The sequence below is a fragment of the Tardiphaga robiniae genome (assembly GCF_001618955.1).
In the GTDB taxonomy this organism is placed as follows: Bacteria; Pseudomonadota; Alphaproteobacteria; order Rhizobiales; family Xanthobacteraceae; genus Tardiphaga; species Tardiphaga robiniae_A.
Genome location: NZ_LVYV01000056.1, coordinates 70,780 through 92,640, shown reverse-complemented (window position 1 = coordinate 92,640; position 21,861 = coordinate 70,780). Strand labels below are relative to the sequence as shown.

Here is a 21,861-nt window from a genome sequence, read left to right as displayed (position 1 = left end):
AGCTGACATTCTCAAAAGCCGGAAGCAGGTCAATACCTCCAAGTCCCAAGTAAAAGTTCAGTTTTCAAACTGAGACACTGTCCCAGACCGTAAACGGGGGCAGAACAAAGCGGTTTTTCAGGCGTCCTACATGACGTCCTACACGCCCGCCATGCGGCAGCCTTGCCTATTGATTCTATTAGCGAAATTGGTCTCTATCCGGCCGCTGGTATCCCTTACGGAGCGCCATTCAGAACAGGTCAGCGCCCTCGCATCCCGTTGACGCCTGGTGCAATTCCCGGGAATAGCGATCGAGGTTTGTGCCGCGATCCAGCATGCAGGTCCTGTCGCGCGTTGACCTCGTTGTTCTCCGCTCATTCCCGCCTTGGCAGCGCCGAACACTGTGGCCTCCGTGGTCAAGGGATGACATCGCAGATGTCTGCGGTGGCCGCCTGCTGCCGCCGCAGCGCGCGGGCCGCCGCGTTCAATGTCGTTCGCCGGCATGCTCTCGTTCATGGGCCCCGGTACGCATCGTCACGCGGCGAGGCAAGACCAGGCGGGCTCGATTTCGAAGGGCCGGCGGAGCGCCAACACCGGGGCCGGCTTGTAGCCATCCGAAAATCACTCCGAGGTTGGGTGGCAGCGGCTGCCGCAGATTCAGGCAACGGTCATGTGCCGGTCGCCCCGTGCGAGTTCGGCGTGTGGCCTGCATGCATCAGTTTCCGCCGAAATCTGCACCTGAGACGTTCTATGTTACCAGCCGGGTGGCTGGTCTGCTAAGGGCTTGAAGCGATCTCGCGAGGTGGTGCAGGTGGAATTTGTCGGAGTGTTTCGTCGCATTGTCGGCAGCATCAAGCTGGCCACACTTATCGTGTTCGCATGTCTTGCCGTTTCGACAGCAGCCAATGCGTCGCCCCCGACGGCGACCGTCGTCGTCAGCCCAAATCAACTCGCCTACGGTCAAACGGCGACCGTGACGATCGTGTTCTCCGAAGCTGTGACCGGCTTTAATCTCACCGCTTTGAGCGCCACCAACGCTATTCTGTCGACTCTCGGAACCACGGACAACATCACCTACACCGTCACCCTTACTGCAGCTTCGGGCGTGTTGGCCGCAACCAATCAGGTCGTTCTGAACCTGACCGGGGTGACGAACGTCGGCAGCGAAGCCGGGGTCGGCACTGCCGTTTCGAATAATTATACAGTCGGACCGGTCAACAGCCAGACCATCACCTTCGGTGCCCAGGCAGGACGGACCTATGTCAGCGGCGGCACGTTTGTGGTCAATCCGCTGGCCACGACAAGCAGCGGCCTGGCGGTGGCCTATTCCTCGCTGACCACGGGCGTCTGCACGGTTACCGGCGGTATCGTGACCATGATCAGCGCCGGCACCTGCACGCTGGCCGCCGATCAGGCTGGCGGCGGCATTTACGCGGCCGCCAGCCAGGTCACCCAAAACGTCGTTATCGCCCAGGTGGCCAGCGGTATTGCGTTGGCCGCGTCGCCCAATCCGAGCCTTCCGGGACAGGCCGTCACTTTCACCGTCACCATATCGGGCTCGTCGCCCACCGGCACGGTGACGTTCATGGACGGCGCGACGACGCTGGGCACCGGCACCCTCAGCGGCGGAGTGGCGACATTGAGCACGTCGGCGCTGACGGCCGGAACCCATGCGATCTCCGCGATCTATGGCGGCGATACCAACAACACGTCCGTTACGTTTATTGGGCCCCAGATCGTGAACCCGGCGGTGACGACGACAGTCCTTGTCTCATCCGTCAATCCAAGCGCTCCCGGTCAGGCGGTGACCTTCACGGCAACCGTGACAAGTGGGGGCATCACGCCGGCCGGCACGGTGAGCTTCAACGACGGCGGTGCTGCAATCGGCAGCGCGACTTTGGCTGGCGGGATCGCCACCCTGACGACCTCGGCGCTGACGGCCGGCACCCACACCATCACCGCGGTCTATGCCGGCAACGGCACCTTCAAGGCCAGTACGTCGGCGGCGCTACTGCAGGCGGTGAATGCGCCGCAGGACAGTCTGAAACTGCGGGCCTTGCAGGTCATCGCAACCAAGGTCGTGGCGCAAAATTCGGGCGCCGCCATTACCGGCGCGATCGATACCGCGATCTCCGAAGGCTTTAGCGATGGCGGCAACCTGGTTACGCCGAGTGGAGGCGGCATCCGTTTCAACTTCTCCGCCGATCCCGATCAACCGCAGGCCGCAACCGCCGGTGCGGACGTGCCGGATCGATGGAATGGATTGTATGGGCGAAGCGGCAGCGGCCTGCCGGGTAGCGCCAATGGCTATGCGCAATCGCAATTGCCGCAGGGCGCATCTCGTGTCGATGATGCCTTCGCGGCGATCAATCGCAGTGCGATGCCTGCCAAGGCGCCCGGGTTGCGCACCGTCGCGCCGAAGGACTGGCTATTGTGGGCGGATGTCAAAGGCAGCGGCATCGATCGCTGGGGGTCATCGACATCGGCACCCATTCTGTACGGCAGTCAGGTTAATGCTCTCATGGGCCTTACACGCAGGGTCACACCGAATTTTCTGGTCGGGGCATTCGGCGGCTATGAGACCTTCGACTACCGATCCGACGCCTTGAACGGGCATCTCAAGGGCGACGGCTGGACGCTCGGTTCGTATCTCGGCTGGAGGTTCGCGCCAGGACTGCGCTTCGATGCAGCCGCGGCGTATTCCGGAATCGGCTATGACGGCACTGCAGGCACCGCCACAGGCAGCTTCAGCGGTCATCGCTGGCTGGTGTCGAGCGGGCTGACCGGCAACTACAAGACTCACGGCTTCGATATCGAGCCTTCGGCGAAGTTCTATGCGCTGTGGGAACGCGAGAACGCCTATACGGATTCGCTTGGCGCTCTGCAGGCGGATCGTACTTTTTTCACCGGGCGGGCCTCGGCCGGCGTCAAGCTTAGTTATCCCTGGCTCACCAGCGCCACCGTGATGCTCGCGCCTTATGCCGGCTTCTATGCGGATTACTACTTCACCGGCGACGATGCCGCTGCCCTGGCGTTGGCCGGGACCGTGCCGCTGGCTTCCGTCCCGCTGCTCGATGGCTGGTCCGCGCGGGCAACGGGAGGGGTGGCGGCGCGCCTCGGCAACGAAGCCACTGTCGCTCTTGGCGCTGAGCTCGGCGGCATCGGCAGCAACGTGCAAATCTGGACGTTCCGTGGAAGGGCATCGCTTCCATTTTGAGGCGACGTAGAACTACACATTGATGTCAGGAACATAAGAGTTCGCAGTTTTATCCTGAATGGCGCGCCATTTTTCAACCAATTCAGAGCAAAACCACGAATCCCAGCAGCGGTGGCGTTGACTGCTGCGGTTCTGGTTTCGATCGAAGACCGCCGTTTGTCGCACAATTTTAGGTGCGCGCTGTCACGTCCGTAGATGAGCGCGACGAATTTTACCGGCCCCAGAATGCCGGCGTCGCCTTGAAGCGCCGCCATTTCTTGCGCAGCGTTTTCGCGGCCGCAATGTCGTCGCGGGCCTGCCAGCCGGTGACTGTGCCGATGGCGAGGTGAAGCGCGGCCTGATCGTCCTGCCTGACGGAACCGAGCAATCCGCGGATACTTGCGATGTCGCACACGCGTCCCAGACTCTTCTGGAGCCTGGCGAGCCGAGCCACGTAGCGCTTGGCGGGCGCATGGCCGGTGTAAAGTGGCAAGAAGAATTCCGCCGCATAGCGCAGCCTCTTGAGCTGGATCCTGAGACTGTGCCGTGCAGCGGTGTCGAGCTGCCGGAAGTGCGTGCCACGCTTGCGCACCTTCCGCTGCTGTCGCGCCAGAATTTTGTCGGCAAGCGCCGGCATCGGCTGTGACAGGACAGCCAGCGCATCGCTGTCGATATCGTTGCGCCAGCGGCGGCGCTCGACCCAGTGCCCGAGCGAAAGCAGAAAACGGCTGTAGCGCGGATCGTCGAGAACCGCCTGCAGGCTGCGGTAGCTCGATTTGCGCTGCCGCTCGATTGTCTGGCGCAAGCCGCCGAAGTCGACCTCCGGCGTGGTCGTCGCCACGCGAGAAACGATCGTGGTCGCGAAAACGTCCCAATCACGGGTCTGGCCGAGCTGTCGCATCAGCCACCTCGCTTCGCTGTTGATCGCCTCGAACGAGGGCGACGGGATCTCGCGCCGGAACAGCGCACAGATCGTGCGCAGACGGCGCAGAGCGATGCGCATCTGGTGCACCCCTTCAGGATCGGATCCTTCCTTTGCCACCGCATGATTGCGCAGGAGATGATGCCAGCAGGCGCCCCCCAGCAGCGCAATGACGTCGTCAACCGCGTGCTCGGCAGTGATGCTGACGGGTTCGGCTTTCGTCGCCGGCTGCACGACGTCGAACGCCAGCGCATAGCCGCGTTCCGCCTTGCTCCGTGTGCCGACCTGCAGCGGCGCCGCGTCGAGCAACTGCGTTCCGAGATCAAACAGCGCACCGGCGTTGCCGCTCTTCAATTCGAGCTCGATCTCGGACAGGACTTCTTGACGCGTACCGGCCTCGATAGTCCCCACGTCGAAGGCGATCTCAACTGACGCATCAGGCAGATCGAGCTGCCGTGCATGCCGGCGAACTCTTGTCGCAAACGCTGGCACGAGCGCATCGGGCGTAAGCGTCGTCAGCGGATCGCCGATCTCGGCGACAGGAAGTCGCGCCAGATCGGGAGTCATGCCGTCAACCGGTGTTTCCCACTGTCGTCGCGCCAACGGCCGCCCGATGTCAGGCAGAAGCTTCAATGTCTGAATGAAATGCTTGCCGCTGCGCCGCACGCGCAGCGACATGCCGCGTTGAAACAGCGCCCCCTCCGGTGTGTCGTAATAAATTGTCTCCAGCCGGCGGACCACGCCGCGATTGCGCGCATGCTGCACGATGACGGGCATCTCGCGCAGTTTTTCGAGGATACCTTGCGGCGCCAGCAGCTTAAGTTCGATTTCCGCCTGTTCGCCCGGTCGCACGGCAATTGGCGCGCCGAAATCGGGCAAGATTGGCTGCTGGGCGTTCAACGGTAACTCCATCGGAAGGCCGTGTGAATATTCTATGACAACGACAAGACATGTCCAAGTTGGCGTTGGCATGACGCGGCAAATTACGACGGCAATTTCCGGATCGATCGGGACCAGCGGGACTCAGGGCTGTTCGAATGGTACGAACGCCCACATTCGTGAAAAGCAAAACGCTGCCTCAGTTGGCGGTTTTGATTTGCTTTTCGCCTGGCGGCTTGATCGGGATCTGCGGTACGGGACCGGTCACGACTGGAGATGATCTACCACCGGATGGCTTATCATCGGAGGCGTGACTTCTGATTGTCTCGAGCACCAGAAAAAACTTCTCGGCAAGCATGGCAGTAACCTCGCTGGCGAAAGTATCTCCATCATTAGTTGAGTCGAGTTGCTGAAAATTCAATCACTTACGGCAGGCCGCCGCAATTAAATTCGCGGGCCAGAGTATCGCGAACGGGGCAGCGATATCCGCCTGGTTTACCTCGTCGGGGCGAAAGCGACCCGGCGGAAGCTGGCGCTGCATTCCGGACGGGTTACATCGTCCTTCTGGAAGCGGGAATGGGCCGCAAAGCCGACCTTGGCACGATTGAGCCTGAAGGCGTTCCCAGAAATTACATAATGATCTCAATTATATAATGCGCGTCTTCTTCAGACGTATCGAGCGCAAGATCGAGATAGCAACAGGCTGGTTCAAACAGGACAGAGAATGATGGTGCCAATCCGGATCAGGACAGATGGTGCCGTGCAAATCAATCTCGAAGCAAAGGCAGGAGTATTTTGCCTTGCCGCTCGATCTCCGCCAGATAGGGCGTGTCGGACAGGATAAAATACTTGATTCCGAGATCGCGGTATTTCTGCAGCGAGCTGGCCACTTCGGATGCCGAACCGACCAGCCAGGTGGTGCCGGCGCCGGCTGCGCCGAATTTTCCTGGTGCCGTATAGAGATTGTCGTCGAGGACGTCGCCGCGGGCCTGCAGGTCGAGCAGTCGCCGTTGGCCGATTGCGATTGCAGGGCCGTGGTCGTTCCAGCCCGCGCCTGCTTTCCTCGCCATGTCGGCAACCTTGGCTTCCGCCGCAGCCCAGGCCTCGGCCGAGCTCTCCCGGACAAGCGTTGTGATCCTGAGACCAAACTCCAAAGGCGGGAGATCCCGATCGAGGCGCTGACTCAGGATATTGAGCCGCTCGATCCGCTGCTCTACGTCACCAAGCGGTTCGCCCCAGAAAAGCTGAACATCGGCTTCGGTTGCGGCGACATGCTCGGCCGCGTCCGACGCCCCGCCGAAATACAGCTTCGGATGTCGGCGGTTGCCGCGTTGGACTAGTCGCGGCGCCGCGGTCGAGTCAGACACGCGAAAATGTGCGCCGGAATAGGTGACGTTTTCTTCGGTCCACAGCCGCCGGACGATGCGCATGAATTCCTTGGTCCGCGCATATCGCTGCGACGAGTCGGCTTCGTCATCCCCATAAGCCGCCAGATTGTCCTTGCCGGAGACGATATTGATGCGAACCCGGCCGCCGCTCAATTGATCCAGTGTGGCCGCGGCAGATGCAAAATGCGCCGGTTGCCAATAGCCCGGGCGGATGGCTATAAGCGGCTCGAAACTCGTCGTTCGGGCCGCCAGCACTGACGCGACGGTGAATGTGTCCGGCCTTCCCCAGCCTGTTCCGATCAGCGCGCCTTTCCACCCATGACGTTCCAACGCTTGCGCCTGGTCGGCAAGCGTCTCAACGCTGTTGTGGTTTGGATCGACGACATCGCCACGGTGACCTGCCTTCACGTCATTCGGGATGTACCAAAGAAACTCCGAACGATCGCTCATGATGTCCCCTGACGATGGGACCGCATTTTTGCGTGCAACTCACCGTCCCGTGCCGTTATCAAAATGGGCGCACCGATGTCGCGCCGAACACGATGGCTGCGATCAACGCAAATGCGCCGTAAACGGCGGCCGTGTGCAGGCGCACCGCTGTGCGGTTCGACGACGCGCGCGCACGGTTATGCAACCGGGCTTCCGCCGATAGTTCACGCATCATCTTTCTCCAACGCAACATTTGCAAATAACAAGGCGATAAATCCGGTCAACGCAAGCGCGTGCCAGAAATAATGATGATCAGCACGCCGGGGCGTTCCGGCGTGGAGTAATATTCTCCATGCCGTCTGCGCCGGGCAATTTTGTTCGTTCGACGCTGATTGTCGTTCCGGTCCGGCGAGGACAGTCTCGAACTCAGCGAGCCGTGGCGATACGGGATTGGCTAGCCTTATGACTTCGCTGGTCCATGAGTGCCTTCGCTGCGCGTTCCGCTGCACGGGCCGATCCGAAATGGTCGCCTTCGAGCGTGTCGAAGGCAGGTTCTGATGAAAAGAAACGAAATCCGCGCTCTTCGGCGACGACGATTCCGGCAGTGCGATTGAAGACTTCGATGACATAGGCATTCGACATGCGCGTTCTGTTCGCCGCCGAGGCAGCGATCCTATCAATGAGTGATGGGATGTTCGGTGTGAGTCGTTACGCCGGAATCAACAACACGCGCCGGTGGCCGCGGACACGCAGCGGCAGGTCACGCGCTTGCGCGACTGGCTCACTACTGTTGTCTCATATGCGGTCATTGCAGGCATTCCGAAGTGCATAATCTGTGTGAGGAATATCCGACGTCGGCGTTCGTTCGTCAATGAAATGGCCATCCAAATTTATCGGCACCGCAATGACGACGATGCTGCGCGCAGGCATGTGCGGCGAATGAACGACTGTTAGCGACGGCAGCAGCCATCCGATCACGGTGAAATCGTTCCGCCACGCAGCGTGCACAGACTTGGGAGCTGCGCGCACGCTGGTTCAGTGCCCGACCGCGATCGTATCCGAAGCGAAGGGCACGTGACGTGAGGTCGGCGCGTGAGAAGGAAGCATGGACGTATCGAAAATGCTGCACTTTTGGAATTCCTTGTCCTCGGCTCATGAGTCACAGTTGCAGCTGCGTGAGATCGCAACAGGGGAGCCGCGATGTCGAGGGTTGCCGAGGACGTCAAGCAAGACACAGATCGGGACGGTCCGGCGCCACTTTGGGACCTGGGTACGATTGTTGCCGGGCTGCGCGAGTCCCGCGACGTTGCCCATAATATCTGGCAGCGTGGGCCGAGCAGACGGGCGCCGTCGCGCGAAGCCCTCGCGGAGGTGCTCAAGAGCCTCACCGAGGCATTGTTTCCCCGGCATTACGGCCGTTCCGATTTCGGTACCGAAAGCATCGACGCGTTTGTCGAAGGCAAACTGGGCGCTGCGCTGGATGGCTTGCTCGAACAAGTCTACCGCGGGCAGACTTTCGTTTCCGACGGCGCGCCGACCGAGCGACATTTCGAGGATGCCGTTGCGTTGACGCGCGACTTCGCCGCCCGGCTGCCGGAGATCCGAGGCAGGCTGGTCAGCGATCTCAGAGCTGCCTTCGTGGGAGACCTGCTGCGACGAGCTTCCCCGAAATCCTGATTGGCTATCCCGGCATGGTGGCGATCATCCATCCCCGCGTCGCGCACCTGCTTTACAATCTCAGGGCGACGATGGTGGCGCGGTTGATCGCCGAGCTGGCACATAGCGCAACGGGAATCGACATTCACCCGGGCGCGCGTCTTGGCGCCAGCATCTTCATCGACCATGGCACCGGCGTCGTGATCGGCGAAACCGCCATCGTCGGCGATCGCGTCCGAATCTATCAGGCGGTAACGCTTGGAGCCCGGCACTTCCCGACCGATCACGAGGGCAAGGCCATCAAGGGTAATGCGCGCCATCCGATCATCGAGGACGATGTCATCATCTATGCGGGCGCAACCATTCTGGGACGCATCGTGGTCGGAAGTGGCTCCACCATCGGTGGCAATGTTTGGTTGACCGAAGACGTACCGCCCAACAGTTTCGTGACGCAGGCATCGGTGCGCAGCAAGATCAGCCCGCGATGACAGTTGGATAGCCGTTGCGTTGGCACACTGCCGCTGTCCCAACAGGCACGGCCCGTGGTCGGGCCATGCCACATCGCATCAGGGAGGATAGGCGAGCTGCCCTCCCGTTGGGATTACCAGGCGGCGAGGATCGAGCCGTTGAACTTGGTACGGATGAAATCCTTCACCGGCTGCGAACGATAGATCGAGATGAATTTCTTGATCTGCGGATCGTCCTTGCGATCGTCACGTGCGGCGAAGACGAGGGTATAATATGGCTTGGCTTCGACGACGCTGGTCTCGGCCGCAAGCGCCTTGTTGAGGTCCAGGCCAGCGAGATAGGCGTAGTTGGATGACACAAAGGCGGCTGCCACGTCATCGAGAGACCGCGGCAACTGGGCCGCGTCGATTTCAACGATCTGCAGCTTCTTCGGATTTTCAGTCACATCGAGAATGCTCGCCGAGAGGCCGGCATCGGTCTTCAACTTGAGCAGTCCCGCGGTCTGAAACAGCAACAATGCGCGCGCTGCATTGGTGGGGTCGTTGGGGATGGCGATCTTAGCCCCGTCGGGAATGTCGGAGGCCTTGGTGTATTTCTTGGAGAAGACGCCGGCCGGCACCAGGATCGATTCATCGAGGGCGGAGAGCTTGTAACCGCGCGCCTTCGATTGATTGGCGAGATAGAAGCGGTGCTGGAAGTTGTTGAGGTCGATGTCGCCTGCCTGCAGCGCTGCATTGGGCTGGTTCCAGTCGCTGAACTCGATGATCTCCGCCTTCAGTCCCTCTTTCTCGGAAAGCCGCGCGGCCTCGCGAAGAATGTCACCATAAGGCCCTGCCGAAACGCCGACCTTGATCGGCTTGTCGGCGGCGTTGACCTGCAGGGCGGGTAACGCTAGTGCAAGCGCTGAAAGGGAGAGAATGAGAAATCGAGATGCAGCTTTCATGATGTGTCCAGGTTGGGAATGTTCAAATGCAAGGAAGGCGAGGCCAGTGTCAGCAATTGCAGGGAAGCTGCTGACGTGTGCTCGAATGATCGGCCGGCGAGACCGAGCGCGTCAATGAAATGGGATTTCCAATATCCATGCGTTTGGAGATTGTCTCGATGGCTGCCGTCGCATGATGAGTGAATGTACCGCGTTCGCCATGCAGATCGTTCCGCAGAAGAACGCGACAGTGCCGGCCGGGCGGAGACGGCGAGAGTCAGCGGCGGAACTGCGCGCCGGGATGCGTCTCATGGAGGAGCGCGCTTCGGCCCGAAAACAGCTTTTCACGCAGCGTGCCTGAACTGTACTCGGACTTGTAGAGTCCGCGTGACTGCAACTCCGGCACAACGAGATCGACGAAGGCCTCCAGCGATTCCGGCGCCACGAGACGTACCAGATTGAAACCGTCGATGTCGGTCTGCTCGGCCCAGTCGGCGAGCTCGTCTGCAACGTCCTGCGGCGAGCCGACCACAAAGGGCGCGCGTGTGCCGATGTGGCTGAGGCTGGCCAGATCTCCGATTTTCACGGGCTGCTCGCTCCGCAGGGTCAGGTTCTCGACCATCGACTGGATGGCGTTGCTCTCGACATATTGCAGCGCCTGATCCGGGCTGTAAGTGGAAAAATCGATACCGGTCCATCCTGAGAGCAAAGCGAGTTGACCGCGCTGGTCGACATAGCGGCTGTATTCCGCATGCAGATCCTTGGCCTCTGCGCGGGTCGGCGCGACGATCACCGTCAGGCCGGCGAACAGCCGGATATCGTAGGGATCGCGGCCAAAGTCTTTCGTGGCCGTCCGGATCTCGCGCACAGCTTTGGCCAGAATCGGTTTGGTCTGGCCGTTAAGGAAGATCGCCTCGGCATGTTTGGCGGCGAAGGCGCGTCCGCGCTTCGAGGCGCCGGCCTGATACAGCAACGGCGTCCGCTGCGGCGATGGCTCCGACAGATGGATGCCATCGACGCGATAATGCGGGCCATCGTGACGTATGGCGTGCACTTTCGCAGGATCGCTAAACGTGCCGGTCGTGCGGTCACGAAGCACGGCATCTTGCTCCCAGCTGCCTTCCCACAGTTTGTATGTCGCCGTCAGGAAGTCCTCGGCGACGTCGTAGCGATCATCATGGGCGCGGCCGGCCGCAAAGCCCATGCCGCGCGCGCCACTGTCGAGATAGCCGGTGACGATGTTCCAGCCGATGCGGCCGCGCGTCAGGTGGTCCAGCGTCGAAAAGCGCCGGGCGAACTGATACGGATGCTCGAGCGACAGGTTGGTCGTGATGCCGAAACCGAGATGTTGCGTCACCAGCGCCATCGCAGACACCAGAAGTGTGGGATCAGCATTGGGCAGCTGGACGCCATGTCGGACGGCGGTATCGGCACTGTCGCCGAACACGTCGTAGACGCCGAACACATCGGCCAGAAAGATGCCGTCGAATAGACCGCGTTCCGCGATGCGAGCGTAGTCCACCCAATAGTCGAGGCTGTTATAGTTGATGGAGGCATCGCGTGGGTGCGACCATAGACCGGCCCAGTTGTGGCTCGGCGCGGTCATGTTGAAGGCGTTGAAACGGAGCTGACGGCGAGGAGACATGGAATTCCTGATCGGGAGGGAAGCGAGCGGGGGAACACCCCGTACTCTACCGGCTCCAGACTAGCTACCCAATCCGGCTGGAATAAAGGCCAGCGTCTCTCCGCGAAGTCCTCCGAGTCCGGTGCGTCCGTAGCGGGGCCGGTTCTACGACCCCGCAGCGTTCCGGATGGCCTAGAAGAAGCCCTTGGCCGGCAGCGGCGTGCCATTGACCTCATACGCACCGATCGCCTGCGCCTTGTAAGTCACCGGATTGTGCGACGACAGCGTTCGCGCATTGCGCCAGTGGCGGTCGAGGTTATCGGACTTCTTGGTCGCGGATGCGCCGCCGGCATCGAACAGCAGGCTGCCACTGCGGATGGCCAGTTCGTCGACGACGATCTTGGCTTTGGACGATGCGAGGGCGGAATCCAGCGCCGGCTTGGTATCTTCTCGATTTGGGGCGTTGCTCGACACGTCAAGCGCTTCGGCCGCGGCCAGCACGGTTGCTTCTGCTGCAAACGCATTGCTTGCGATCTGGCCAACGGTCTGCTGCAGGATGGGATCCTCGCGCGGGCGAAGAGTCGGCGCGTAATAGAAACTGCGCGCACGCCGCCTGACCAGGTCGCTGGCGTCACGCAGGATGGCTGCAGCGATGCCAGCATTGATGGCCGTCAGATAGAGTTGCGCGAACGTGTTCTGATAGGCGGCCCCATAGCCGATATTGGGCTGATCGAAAATGAGTTCGGCGGCCTCGACCCGGACGTTGCGGAAATGCGTGGTGCCGCTTCCGGTCAGGCGCTGACCCGAGCCATCCCAGTCATCGACCAGCTCGATGCCTTCGCGCTTGACCGGAATGATCGTCGTCGCGAGCGCTTCATTGCCGTCCGCGACGCGCACCAGCACGTAGTCCGCATAGAGCGTGCCGGTGCTGTAATATTTGGTGCCGTTAAGGCGGTAGCCGTCGCCATCCGGCGTGACGGTGGTGGCGGGAGCGATGTCTCCCACCTGCGAACTGCCCAGCTCCGTGGTGGCGAGGCCGATGATGGCGCCAGCCGCGACGTCGTCGCGCCACTTGCGATTCTGCGCGCTTGGCGGCGAGGCCAGCAGACGCTCGACCACGCTATAGTGATTGCGCAGGATATGCGCGACATTGGCGTCGGCTTCCGCCAGCCTGATGACTGCAGTGAGCAGTTCTCGCACGGTACTGCCGCCGCCGCCGTCGGCTTTGGGAATGCGGAGCGCGCCGATCCGCGATCGGCGGATCAGCGCGATGATGTCGTAAGGCAGAACACGGTCGTGCTCGCGCTCTGCCTCGCCCTGCGCGATGTGATCAAACAATTGTTGCAGATCGGACGAGCCGATCCGGATCGGCTGCGACACGTCGAACGCGTGATGCGGTGTGGGCTTGTTCATGGGATTCTTTCTCGGCGATTCCAGGGGAAGGATCGAGCGGCGATAGAAGCTTAAAGACTGGCCAGATGATCCGAGACGGTGACAGACTCGGGCAGGACCTTTCGCTCGGTCAGCCAGTTCGCTGCGGTTTGCAGCTCTCCGACGAATTTCTTGTCCGACACGGGGATGAGCGTGTAGTTGCGCTTGCGCTCGATGAACTGGTCGCGAATCCGGTCGTCATATTTCGCGACCTTCTGGATGAGATGCTCGGCGTCGGTCGTGTTCTTGTTGACCCACTGCGCTTCCTTCTCGTAGGCCGCGTTGAGCGCCCGTACGATGGCCGGATTGTCCTTCGCGAACTTGCGTGACGTCACGTAAGAGGAGAAGTCGATCTGGAACGGCAGGTCGCGTCCCTCAAGGAAAACGTCGTGAGCCTTGTAGTCCAGCCGCGCGATATCGACGCCCGGCGACCACATCGACCAGGCATCCACCTTGCCGGATGCGAGCGCCGGCGCTGCGTCCGGCGGGTTGAGATAGACGAATTTCACCTTGGAGCGGTCGACCTTGTGTTTCTCGAGCGCTGCGATGAGCAGGAACTCGCCAAGTCCGGACCGATTGACCGCGACCGACTTGCCGACCAGATCCTCGACCTTGTTGATGCCGGAATCATCCTTGGCGATGATCGCCGTCGTGCGCGGCTCGTAGAGCACGAATTGGGTGAAGACGAGCGGCGAGCCGGCGATGATGGCCGCCAGCGCGGGCGTGGTGCTACCGCCAAAGCCAAAATCAGCACTGTCACCAGTTACCGCCTGCAAAGTCGGCGCGTGGTTCGGGAATGGGCCGAGCCATTCCACCTTGATGTCATGCTGGGCTAGGGCCTTCTCGAACTCGCCGCGTTCCTTGGCGATCAGCGTGAGGCCGTGATAGCCCCAGGTGAGACGGACCTTGTCGGTCTTTCGCCCGGCGCTTTGCGCGATGGCGTCGTCATGGCTGGCGAGATGAATGCCGGCATAGGCGCTGACACCAGCCATCGCGAGGCTGAGAAAATCCCGGCGTGACGATGTGACGAACGGTTTTGACATGAGAAAGCTTCCTGTGAGGTGGAATCAGGCGACCTGGAGATTGGTGGCGACGCCGAGTTCGCGAAGCAGTTGATCGCGGGATGCAGCCGGCCCGCCGTGAGTATCGGCGCGGTGCTCGGACGCGATCACCCCGTTGCGCATCACCAGAATTCGGTCGGCCAGAGCAATTGCTTCATCGACGTCATGTGTAACGAGAAGAACGCCTGGCTGGTGGCGGGCGACCAGCTCCTTGACCAGCACGTGCATGCGAATTCGCGTCAGCGCGTCCAGTGCGGCGAAGGGCTCGTCGAGCAACAGCAGCCGAGGCTCCTGCACCAGCGCGCGGGCGAGCGCGACGCGCTGCGCCTGTCCGCCAGACAGATTTCGCGGCCAGTCGTCCAGCCGGTCGCCGAGTCCGACCTCGACCAGAGCAGCGGCGGCGCGCTTGCGCGGATCCGCGCCGGGAAGGCCGAGCGAGACATTCTGCCAGAGTGTGTCCCAGGGCAGTAGCCGGTGTTCCTGAAATACCACGGCAGGTCGCCCGGGCGCATCGATATGTCCGCCCTGGATCGGGTCGAGACCGGCGAGGGCGCGCAGCAACGTCGTCTTGCCGCAGCCGCTCTCACCGAGAAGTGCGACGAATTCACCGCGCCCGATACGAAGATCCAGCCTGTCGATCACCACCCGCGGGCCATAGGCCCGCGTCAGGCCGCTCACGGTTACGGCACTTTCGCTTGATGTCACGGATGTCGGGCTCATGATCGTGCGCCCTTGCCGTAGTTTGGATGCCAGGCGAGCAATTTGCGTTCGAGCAGCCGGGCGATGGAGTCGGCGGCAACCCCGATCAGCGCGTAGATCACGATGGTGAGTACGATCACGTCAGTGCGGAGGAATTCGCGGGCGTCCATGGCGAGGAACCCGAGGCCGGATTGCGCGCCGACGGTCTCGGCCACCACAAGCGCCAGCCATGCCGTTGCCAGCGAATAACGGACACCGGTGAGGATCGACGGCAGCGCGCCGGGCAGGATGATGCGCCGGATCAATTGCAGCGTGGACAGCCCCTGGACGCGACCAAGCTCGACCAGCTTCGGATCGATCTGCCGAATGCCGAGGGTGGTGTTGATATAGATCGGGAAGGCGACGCCGAGCGAGACCAGAAAGATCTTCTGTCCTTCACCGACGCCGAACCAGACGATGACGAGCGGTACGAGGGCGAGGAACGGGATCGCGCGGATCATCTGCACGCTGCGATCGATCAATGCTTCGGCGATGCGCGAGAAACCCACCAGCGTGCCGAGGATGAAGCCGATGCTGCCGCCGATTGCAAAGCCCGCGGCCGCGCGCAGCAGGCTGACGCCGAGATCGTTCAGCAGCGAGCCGGATAAAGTCAGCTTCCATGCCGTGCGTAGCACCTTCGAGGGTGCAGGAAGCACTTGCGGCGACAGCCAACCGGCCTGCGCCAGTGCTTCCCATACAACGATGAGGACGACTGGCGTGATCCAGGACAGGACGATCAGATTTGGCTTCACGCCGGGTTTGGCAATGGCGGAAGTGTGGCGCGTGGGTGCCGGCGTTGTGGGCGCGCGATACTCCTGTTGAATGACGTAGTCGACGTTGCTCACCCTGCCATCCATTGCTGCAGTTCTGAAATTTAGCGGCGATGATAGAGCAACGAAAAGCGCAGCGTCTTCAGTTTCTTCGGCGAAACCATTCTCCATGCGATATTAGATCAGTTTGATATCCGAGCGACGCGATTGAGAGGCGAACGATCTTTTGCAGTGCTTGTTTTTGGAAAATGAAGCTGCGTGCTGCCTTGAAATTTAATCGGCGCGAAGCGCAGTGGAATTTTCTTGTGGTGCTACGCGTCATGCGAAGAAGAAGTTTCTCGTTCGATCCGCGCTATTTTGCCGCCGATGTCATGAGCGTATGGCGGCGCTTGCATTGTCATGCGCGGGTCGTCTTATAGCGAGAGCGACGTGAATATGAGGCAGACAATGAGTACGAATCCTCTTCGATTTGGCGTCTGGGCACCGGTGCATGGGCCACGGGCGGCGCATCAGGATCCCGAAGAGCCGTATCATGCATCATGGGAGCGCAACAAGGCGCTGGTCCTGCAGGCCGAGGCACTAGGTTACGATTCGACCCTGATCGCGCAGCACACCATCAATCCGCATCAGGAAGATCTCGATCAACTTGAGACCTGGAGTTCTGCAGCGGCGCTGGCTGCGCTGACCAGCCGGATCGAGATCATCGCGGCGATCAAGCCTTATCTCTTCCATCCGGTCGTACTCGCCAAGATGGCACTGCAGATCGAGAATATCAGCCGCGGCCGCTTTGCGCTCAATCTGGTCAATGCCTGGAACAAGCCCGAGTTGGAGAAAGCCGGTATCGGCTTTGCCGAGCATGACGATCGCTATGCCTATGGCAAGGAATGGATCTCGATCGTTGCGCGACTGGCGAGCGGGGAGCGGCTGACGCACAAGGGCGAAAATTTCGACGTCCGAGACTACGCGCTGCGGCCGAAGGACCTGTACCGCGCGCGGCCCGCGATCTATGTCGGCGGCGAGTCCGAACCGGCGCGCGAACTGGTCGCGTCACATGGTGATGTCTGGTTCATCAACGGCCAGCCGCTGGCCGATGTCGCTGCACTGATCGCCAATGTGGCGTCACGACCGCGGGCCGGCGCACCGCTGCGTTTCGGCCTGTCGGCCTTCGTGATCGCGCGTGAGACTGACGCAGAAGCCGAGCAGGCACATCAGCGTCTGCTGGCGCTCGCCCTGCAGGACGCGCCGATGAAGGCCATCCAGCGTGCTAATACCGATCCCAAGGTCGTGATGATGCAGACGATGCAGAAGTCGTCGCGGGTGGGCACCAATGGCGGCACCGCTGCGGGTCTGGTGGGAAGCTACGATACGGTCGCCGCCCGTATCCGCGAGTTCCATGCCGCCGGCATCGAGCTGTTCATGCTGCAATTCCAGCCATTGGAGAGTGAGATGCAGCGTTTTGCCGAGCAAATCTTTCCACGGGTGAAGGGGGAGGCAGCTTTGCTGAAGGCCTCGCGCGGTTGAGTTGACGCCGCGAAGCGGTCTTGCCGGAAGGCGAGAGCCCCGCTTAGCGAAACCACCACACGAACAGGCTGAGGAACGTCACGTGTCCCAGTACCAAAGCGATCATCTTTCCGAGATACATGCCTTGGTCCCTTCTCCTGTCTACATGGCTGATGCGTTGTCTCTGACAGCATCGAGGCGGAGTGCCTGCAGGGCGCGATCGAGTTGCTGGGCTGGCGTCACTGTGGCCGCAGCATTCCGGGACATGTCAGGCTTGGGCTGATGGGCGGCGTGATAGGTCTCGACGGCCGTCGCAAGCGCGAGAGCGCCTGCGATGGCGACGGCGAGAAGTGGCGGATGTGGCATCAATTCGGCTCCTGAAGGCGCCCATTAACGCTCCACACAGCGCACTTGGGAATTCCAAAGTTGGGCCGAATGGCTCCCAATCCTTCTTTCGGAGCGTCGGTCACGAGGCGTAAATGCTTGCGCGTGCGAGCAACGTCTTGCTTTACGCGGGAACATCGATGCCGAACGTTGTTCACGATGGTCGTGATCACAACATTAAATATCTTCAATCGATGTCGATGCTGAAATCGTATCATCCGTTTTCACGCTGCCGGGAAATGACGTTCTTATTTGAAGCGCCCCATTGGCGCGGCGGGTCTCCGGGATCAGATTGAAGAAAATGGGCCGCATGAAATGTGATGAGCCCATGTCAATCGGGAGAACCATCATGGGACTGCTCAACGAGAAGATCACGGCCGGTGCATTCGTCACCGCTGATCTGAACTACCTGGCACCGATCTATGGCCGCCCTCGTACCTATACATTTGATCCTCCGGCCGGCGAGCCGCGCTCCACAGCGGAGCCGGAGCCGCATGCGGTTGCGATCCATGATGCGCGACCGAGCATCGATCAGTGGTCGCTCGATGAACACGGCTTTGCGGTGGCGCACCAGCACAGCGCGGTTTCCGACTTCTACGATGATGAGAACGTCAAGGACGTCTACTATCCCGAAGCCGAGAAGCTGCTGAAAGATATCACCGGCGCGAGCCGTGTCTTCATTTTCGATCACACCGTGCGCAAGCGCGTCGATGGCGTCAATGACCGTGGCGACGGCTCGCGCCAGCCTGTCGCCCGGGTGCATGTCGATCACACCGATAGATCGGGTCCGCAACGTGTCCGCGATCTGATCCCGGAGGACGCAGAGGAATTGCTCAAGGGGCGCGTGCAGATCATCAATCTGTGGCGTCCGATCCGCGGCCCGTTGAAGGATTCACCACTGGCGGTCGCCGATGCACGTACCGTTCGCTTCGACGAACTCGTCGGATCGGATCTGGTCTATCAGCACCGGGTCGGTGAAACCTACGCGGTGAAATTCAATCCGCAGCATCGCTGGTACTACGTACCGGATATGACGCCCGACGAGATATTGCTGCTGAAGTGCTATGATTCGACCAAAGACGGCGTCGCACGTTTCGCTCCGCACACGGCCTTCGCCGATCCGACCGCGCCTGCGGATGCGCCGCCGCGCGAGAGCATCGAGCTGCGCGCGCTGGTGTTCCACGCGCCATAGGGCAGGTTAGCGCGACCATGACTGCTCCCGTCGATCGCGGCGGGAGCATTCATCTATGGTGATATCACGCCGTGACGGCCGCTGCGGGACGCTTTGCATAGCGGCTGGGCGGACGTTCGAGTCCGAAGTGGTCGCGCAGCGTAGTTCCCTCGTAGTCGCGGCGGAAGATGCCGCGCTTTTGCAGCAGGGGGACGACTTCGTCGACGAACGCGGCCAGACCGGTCGGCAAGACGTCAGGCATCAGGTTGAAGCCATCGGCGGCGCCGGCCCTGAACCAGGTCTCGATATCGTCCGCGATTGCCTCCGGCGTTCCGACAATGATCCGATGGCCGACCCCGCCGCCCAGCGCCTTGAGCAATTGCCGCACCGTCAGATTATCCTTGCGAGCCATGGCGACGGTGCCCTTGAACATCGTCTGGTTGGCATTGGCTGGCAGTGGGATGTCCGGCAGTGGCTTGTCGAGTTCGAGGATGTCGGGCGAGACATGCAGTGTTCCTGCCAGTCGCGACAGGCTGTACTGGATCGGCACCAGGTCCCACAACTCGTCTTGCCGTCGCTGCGCTTCGGCCTCGGTGCTGCCGATGATGGTCGCGAGGCCCGGCAGGATCACGATGGAATCCGACGGGCGGCCATAGGCGACGGCCCGCGCCCGCAGATCACGCGCATAGGCGACGCCATCCTCGATCGATTGCGACAGCGTGAACACCGCATCGGCCTGCGCCGCGGCGAGGTCGCGGCCGTCGCTTGAACCGCCGGCCTGCACGGTGATCGGCCGTCCCTGCGGCGAGCGTGGCACAGTCAGTGCACCGGCAACGGTGTAATGCGTGCCGCGATGATCGATGGCGTGGACCTTCGACGTATCGACGAAGCGCGCCGTCGCCTTGTCGCCGACAAAGGCGTCGTCTTCCCAGCTGTCCCACAGCGCATGCACGACTTCGGCGAACTCTTTCGCGCGCTCATAGCGCAAGCCGTGTTCGAGCACGTTCGACAGACCGAAATTGCGGCTCGCAGACGCGTCCGCCGTGGTCACTGCATTCCAGCCGACGCGGCCGCCGCTTGCATGGTCCAGCGTCGCGAAGCGCCGCGCGATGTTATACGGCTCGTTATAGGTTGTGGATGCGGTGGCGATCAGGCCGATATGCGTGGTCGCGGCAGCCACGCTTGCCAGAACGATGGTCGGCTCCATGGATTGAAAAGGCCGCAGGTCGATGCGGTCGGTGATGGCCGGCGTGTCGGCGAGAAAGATCGCGTCGAACTTTCCGCGCTCGGCGATCTTCGCGACATTCACATAATGCTGCACGTCGTAGAATGCGCCGGGATCGCTGTCCGGCAGCCGCCATGCCGATGCATAGACCCCGGAATGGAGCAGGTTCACGTTGAGATGCAGTTTGCGTTCACTCATGGAGCATTCCTGATGGGCGAGGCGGAGAGCGATCCAGTTGTATTTGGGCTTGCGCGTATGACATTCGCCCACTGATCGCATCGCATCGCGAATGATCTTTCAAACTTGATGTCGCGACGGTGAGATCGCGTGATGTGCATTGTCTTTGCGCGAATTGCAGATTTAGATCGCGCTACAAATTGCTACCGCGTTGCAGCGCTCAGATGAAGTGGCAACACCATGCCATTGATCACTTCAGAAAATGCGAGACGTTGCAGCTGTGGTTGGTAGTGAAAAACACCAACGGACGGTCCCGAATGAGGAAGATTAGTATTTCGTCACGCACTGCGATCGTCATCGCGTCGGTCATGCTGGGCGGACAGCTTGCGCAGGCGCAGGAAGGCAAGCCGATTTCGGGCGGCGCCATCACATGGGGCGTTGCGACAGAGCCGAGCTGCTTCGATCCGCATCGCGCGTCGCAGCAGGCCGCGTTTTTCGTGGCGCGCAACTATATCGACTCGCTGGTCGGCAAGAAGGCCGATGGCACCTTCGCGCCATGGCTGGCGACTGAGTGGTCGGTCTCGCCGGATGGCAAGGAGTATACTTACAAGCTGCGCGAGGACGTCGTCTTCCACGACGGCGAAAAGTTCGACGCGGCGGCGGTGAAGGCGAATTACGATTTCGTCAAGAAGCCGGAAAACGCCACCAATGCAGTCGCGCTGTTGCAATATTTCGATCGCGCCGAAGTCGTGTCGCCCTATGTCGTCAAACTCATCCTGACGCAACCGGATTCGACGTTCCTGGAGTCCACGTCCAACGTCAAGCTCGGGATCATCTCGCCAAAGGCCCTTGCCAAGGGCGACCTGTGCGGCGGTGGGCCGCTGCTGGCGGGCACCGGGCCGTTCGTGTTCGAGCGCTACAGTCGCGGCCAGTCGGCGGCGTTCGTGCGCAACAAGGATTACAAATGGGGACCGGGTTATGCCGTGCATACCGGTCCGGCCTATCTCGATCGCGTGACCTTGCGCTTCCTGCCGGAGGCTGCGGTGCGTGCCGGTGCGCTCACGTCTGGACAGGTCGATCTGATCGAAGGCGTGCAGCCGACCGACGTGGCGCTGTTCGCGGATCAGGCCGAGTTCAAATTGCTGACCGGCCCGTCCGGTGCCAGCACGTCGTTCACGTTCAACATCAACTACACCATTCCGCCTGCGGATGACGTGCGGGTCCGGCGCGCGCTACGTGATGGCTTCGATCTCGAACCGCTGGTCAAGCAGGTCTATCTCGGTACGGTGCCGCGTGCATGGTCCATCATCGGCCCGGCCAACCCGGCCTATAACAAGGCGCTGGTCGGTGCGTGGGGCAACAATATCGCAGGCGCCAACAAGCTGCTCGATGAAGCCGGCTGGACCGGCCGCGATTCTGAGGGCTTTCGCACCAAGAACGGCGTACGCCTGAAGATCGACGTCGGTTATCCGCAGCCCTACGTCCGCGACAACCGCGAAGTGCTGATCCAGGGCATCCAGGCCGCGCTGCGCAAGAATATCGGCTTCGATCTTAACCTGCGCATCATCACCGCCGGCGAATATGCCAAGAACAATGCCAATGGCACCTGGACGATCTATCCAAACACCGACAATCCATCGGATCCCGCGCGGGAGTTGTGGGACATGCTCGGCTCCAAGGGCTTTCTGTACTCCAACATCGCCAATCCGGATCTGCAGATCACGGGTCTGATCGATGAAGCGCTGCGCTCGACCGATGTGGCGAAGAAGCGTGCCATCACGGATGAGATCCAGAAGCTCGGCGTCGATCAGGCCTTCATCGTGCCGATGTTCGCCCCGAGCTGGTTTCTGGCGGCGAAGAACAACGTCAACGGGCTGAGCTTCGAGGCTGGTCTGGACTCGCCATCGAGTGCCTACGACTTCTGGCTGTCGAAGTAGACCA

20 protein-coding genes are annotated in these 21,861 nt (G+C 61.3%); 7 read left to right on the top strand and 13 right to left on the bottom strand.

Translation table 11 applies throughout. From position 1 onward, the window contains the following. Window positions 1-805: 805 nt before the first annotated feature. The gene (locus tag A4A58_RS28480) at window positions 806-3,196 is read left to right on the top strand and encodes an Ig-like domain repeat protein (protein ID WP_244499899.1); all 2,391 of its coding nucleotides are present in this window, start codon (window positions 806-808) and stop codon (window positions 3,194-3,196) included. 211 nt (window positions 3,197-3,407) lie between these two features. On the opposite strand, the gene A4A58_RS28475 is transcribed toward A4A58_RS28480, so the two are convergent. The 5 genes from A4A58_RS28475 to A4A58_RS28465 form a co-directional block, all read right to left on the bottom strand. Further along, window positions 3,408-4,997 (bottom strand): CYTH and CHAD domain-containing protein, encoded by a 1,590-nt coding sequence (locus A4A58_RS28475; RefSeq protein ID WP_158005758.1) that lies wholly within the window; start codon window positions 4,995-4,997, stop codon window positions 3,408-3,410. Window positions 4,998-5,175: 178 nt separating this feature from the next. Further along, window positions 5,176-5,334: a hypothetical protein gene (locus tag A4A58_RS31000; RefSeq protein WP_158005757.1), complete on the bottom strand. Its 159-nt coding sequence runs from the start codon at window positions 5,332-5,334 to the stop codon at window positions 5,176-5,178. 409 nt (window positions 5,335-5,743) lie between these two features. Continuing rightward, window positions 5,744-6,814 carry an LLM class flavin-dependent oxidoreductase gene (locus A4A58_RS28470; RefSeq protein WP_068738649.1) on the bottom strand — a complete coding sequence of 357 codons (1,071 nt, stop codon included), beginning with the start codon at window positions 6,812-6,814 and terminating at the stop codon, window positions 5,744-5,746. Between the two features lie 58 nt (window positions 6,815-6,872). Beyond that, window positions 6,873-7,025, bottom strand: a complete 153-nt coding sequence (locus A4A58_RS31215; RefSeq protein WP_086937164.1) for a hypothetical protein — start codon at window positions 7,023-7,025, stop codon at window positions 6,873-6,875. A gap of 194 nt (window positions 7,026-7,219) precedes the next feature. Further along, window positions 7,220-7,435 (bottom strand): hypothetical protein, encoded by a 216-nt coding sequence (locus A4A58_RS28465; protein WP_068738647.1) that lies wholly within the window; start codon window positions 7,433-7,435, stop codon window positions 7,220-7,222. 558 nt (window positions 7,436-7,993) lie between these two features. On the opposite strand from A4A58_RS28465, the gene A4A58_RS31775 reads away from it, so the two are divergent. Then, on the top strand, window positions 7,994-8,470 hold the full coding sequence (locus tag A4A58_RS31775; protein ID WP_349509595.1) for a hypothetical protein: 477 nt from the start codon (window positions 7,994-7,996) through the stop codon (window positions 8,468-8,470). A 14-nt stretch (window positions 8,471-8,484) separates the two neighbouring features. Next, complete coding sequence (locus tag A4A58_RS31770) at window positions 8,485-8,937, top strand: serine O-acetyltransferase (protein WP_349509594.1); 453 nt, start codon at window positions 8,485-8,487, stop codon at window positions 8,935-8,937. Window positions 8,938-9,050: 113 nt separating this feature from the next. Here the strand turns inward: A4A58_RS31770 and A4A58_RS28450 are convergent, their stop codons facing one another. From A4A58_RS28450 to A4A58_RS28425, 6 genes are all read right to left on the bottom strand, one after another. Beyond that, a complete protein-coding gene (locus A4A58_RS28450) occupies window positions 9,051-9,860 on the bottom strand; it encodes a MetQ/NlpA family ABC transporter substrate-binding protein (RefSeq protein ID WP_068738644.1) in 810 nt (269 codons plus the stop codon). Between the two features lie 256 nt (window positions 9,861-10,116). Then, window positions 10,117-11,484: an LLM class flavin-dependent oxidoreductase gene (locus A4A58_RS28445; RefSeq protein ID WP_068738642.1), complete on the bottom strand. Its 1,368-nt coding sequence runs from the start codon at window positions 11,482-11,484 to the stop codon at window positions 10,117-10,119. Window positions 11,485-11,655: 171 nt separating this feature from the next. Beyond that, complete coding sequence (locus tag A4A58_RS28440) at window positions 11,656-12,876, bottom strand: acyl-CoA dehydrogenase family protein (protein ID WP_068738640.1); 1,221 nt, start codon at window positions 12,874-12,876, stop codon at window positions 11,656-11,658. 50 nt (window positions 12,877-12,926) lie between these two features. Beyond that, window positions 12,927-13,937 (bottom strand): NrtA/SsuA/CpmA family ABC transporter substrate-binding protein, encoded by a 1,011-nt coding sequence (locus tag A4A58_RS28435; RefSeq protein ID WP_068738638.1) that lies wholly within the window; start codon window positions 13,935-13,937, stop codon window positions 12,927-12,929. A 24-nt stretch (window positions 13,938-13,961) separates the two neighbouring features. Then, entirely contained in the window at window positions 13,962-14,675 is a 714-nt protein-coding gene (locus tag A4A58_RS28430; protein ID WP_068738636.1) for an ABC transporter ATP-binding protein, read from the bottom strand. Beyond that, on the bottom strand, window positions 14,672-15,460 hold the full coding sequence (locus A4A58_RS28425; RefSeq protein WP_068738880.1) for an ABC transporter permease subunit: 789 nt from the start codon (window positions 15,458-15,460) through the stop codon (window positions 14,672-14,674). The genes A4A58_RS28430 and A4A58_RS28425 overlap by 4 nt, the downstream gene beginning before the upstream one ends. Window positions 15,461-15,711: 251 nt before the next feature. Here A4A58_RS28425 and A4A58_RS31300 point away from each other — a divergent pair, with 251 nt between their 5' ends. Then, window positions 15,712-15,882 carry a hypothetical protein gene (locus A4A58_RS31300; RefSeq protein WP_204378220.1) on the top strand — a complete coding sequence of 57 codons (171 nt, stop codon included), beginning with the start codon at window positions 15,712-15,714 and terminating at the stop codon, window positions 15,880-15,882. A 28-nt stretch (window positions 15,883-15,910) separates the two neighbouring features. Further along, window positions 15,911-16,984: an LLM class flavin-dependent oxidoreductase gene (locus A4A58_RS28420; protein WP_068738879.1), complete on the top strand. Its 1,074-nt coding sequence runs from the start codon at window positions 15,911-15,913 to the stop codon at window positions 16,982-16,984. Window positions 16,985-17,125: 141 nt separating this feature from the next. Here the strand turns inward: A4A58_RS28420 and A4A58_RS28415 are convergent, their stop codons facing one another. Next, window positions 17,126-17,329: a hypothetical protein gene (locus tag A4A58_RS28415; protein WP_068738633.1), complete on the bottom strand. Its 204-nt coding sequence runs from the start codon at window positions 17,327-17,329 to the stop codon at window positions 17,126-17,128. Between the two features lie 367 nt (window positions 17,330-17,696). Between A4A58_RS28415 and A4A58_RS28410 the strand changes: the two genes are divergently transcribed. Then, complete coding sequence (locus tag A4A58_RS28410; RefSeq protein ID WP_068738631.1) at window positions 17,697-18,539, top strand: CmcJ/NvfI family oxidoreductase; 843 nt, start codon at window positions 17,697-17,699, stop codon at window positions 18,537-18,539. 64 nt (window positions 18,540-18,603) lie between these two features. On the opposite strand, the gene A4A58_RS28405 is transcribed toward A4A58_RS28410, so the two are convergent. After that, window positions 18,604-19,941: an LLM class flavin-dependent oxidoreductase gene (locus A4A58_RS28405; protein WP_068738878.1), complete on the bottom strand. Its 1,338-nt coding sequence runs from the start codon at window positions 19,939-19,941 to the stop codon at window positions 18,604-18,606. Between the two features lie 296 nt (window positions 19,942-20,237). Between A4A58_RS28405 and A4A58_RS28400 the strand changes: the two genes are divergently transcribed. Then, on the top strand, window positions 20,238-21,857 hold the full coding sequence (locus tag A4A58_RS28400; RefSeq protein ID WP_068738630.1) for an ABC transporter substrate-binding protein: 1,620 nt from the start codon (window positions 20,238-20,240) through the stop codon (window positions 21,855-21,857). Window positions 21,858-21,861: the final 4 nt, after the last annotated feature.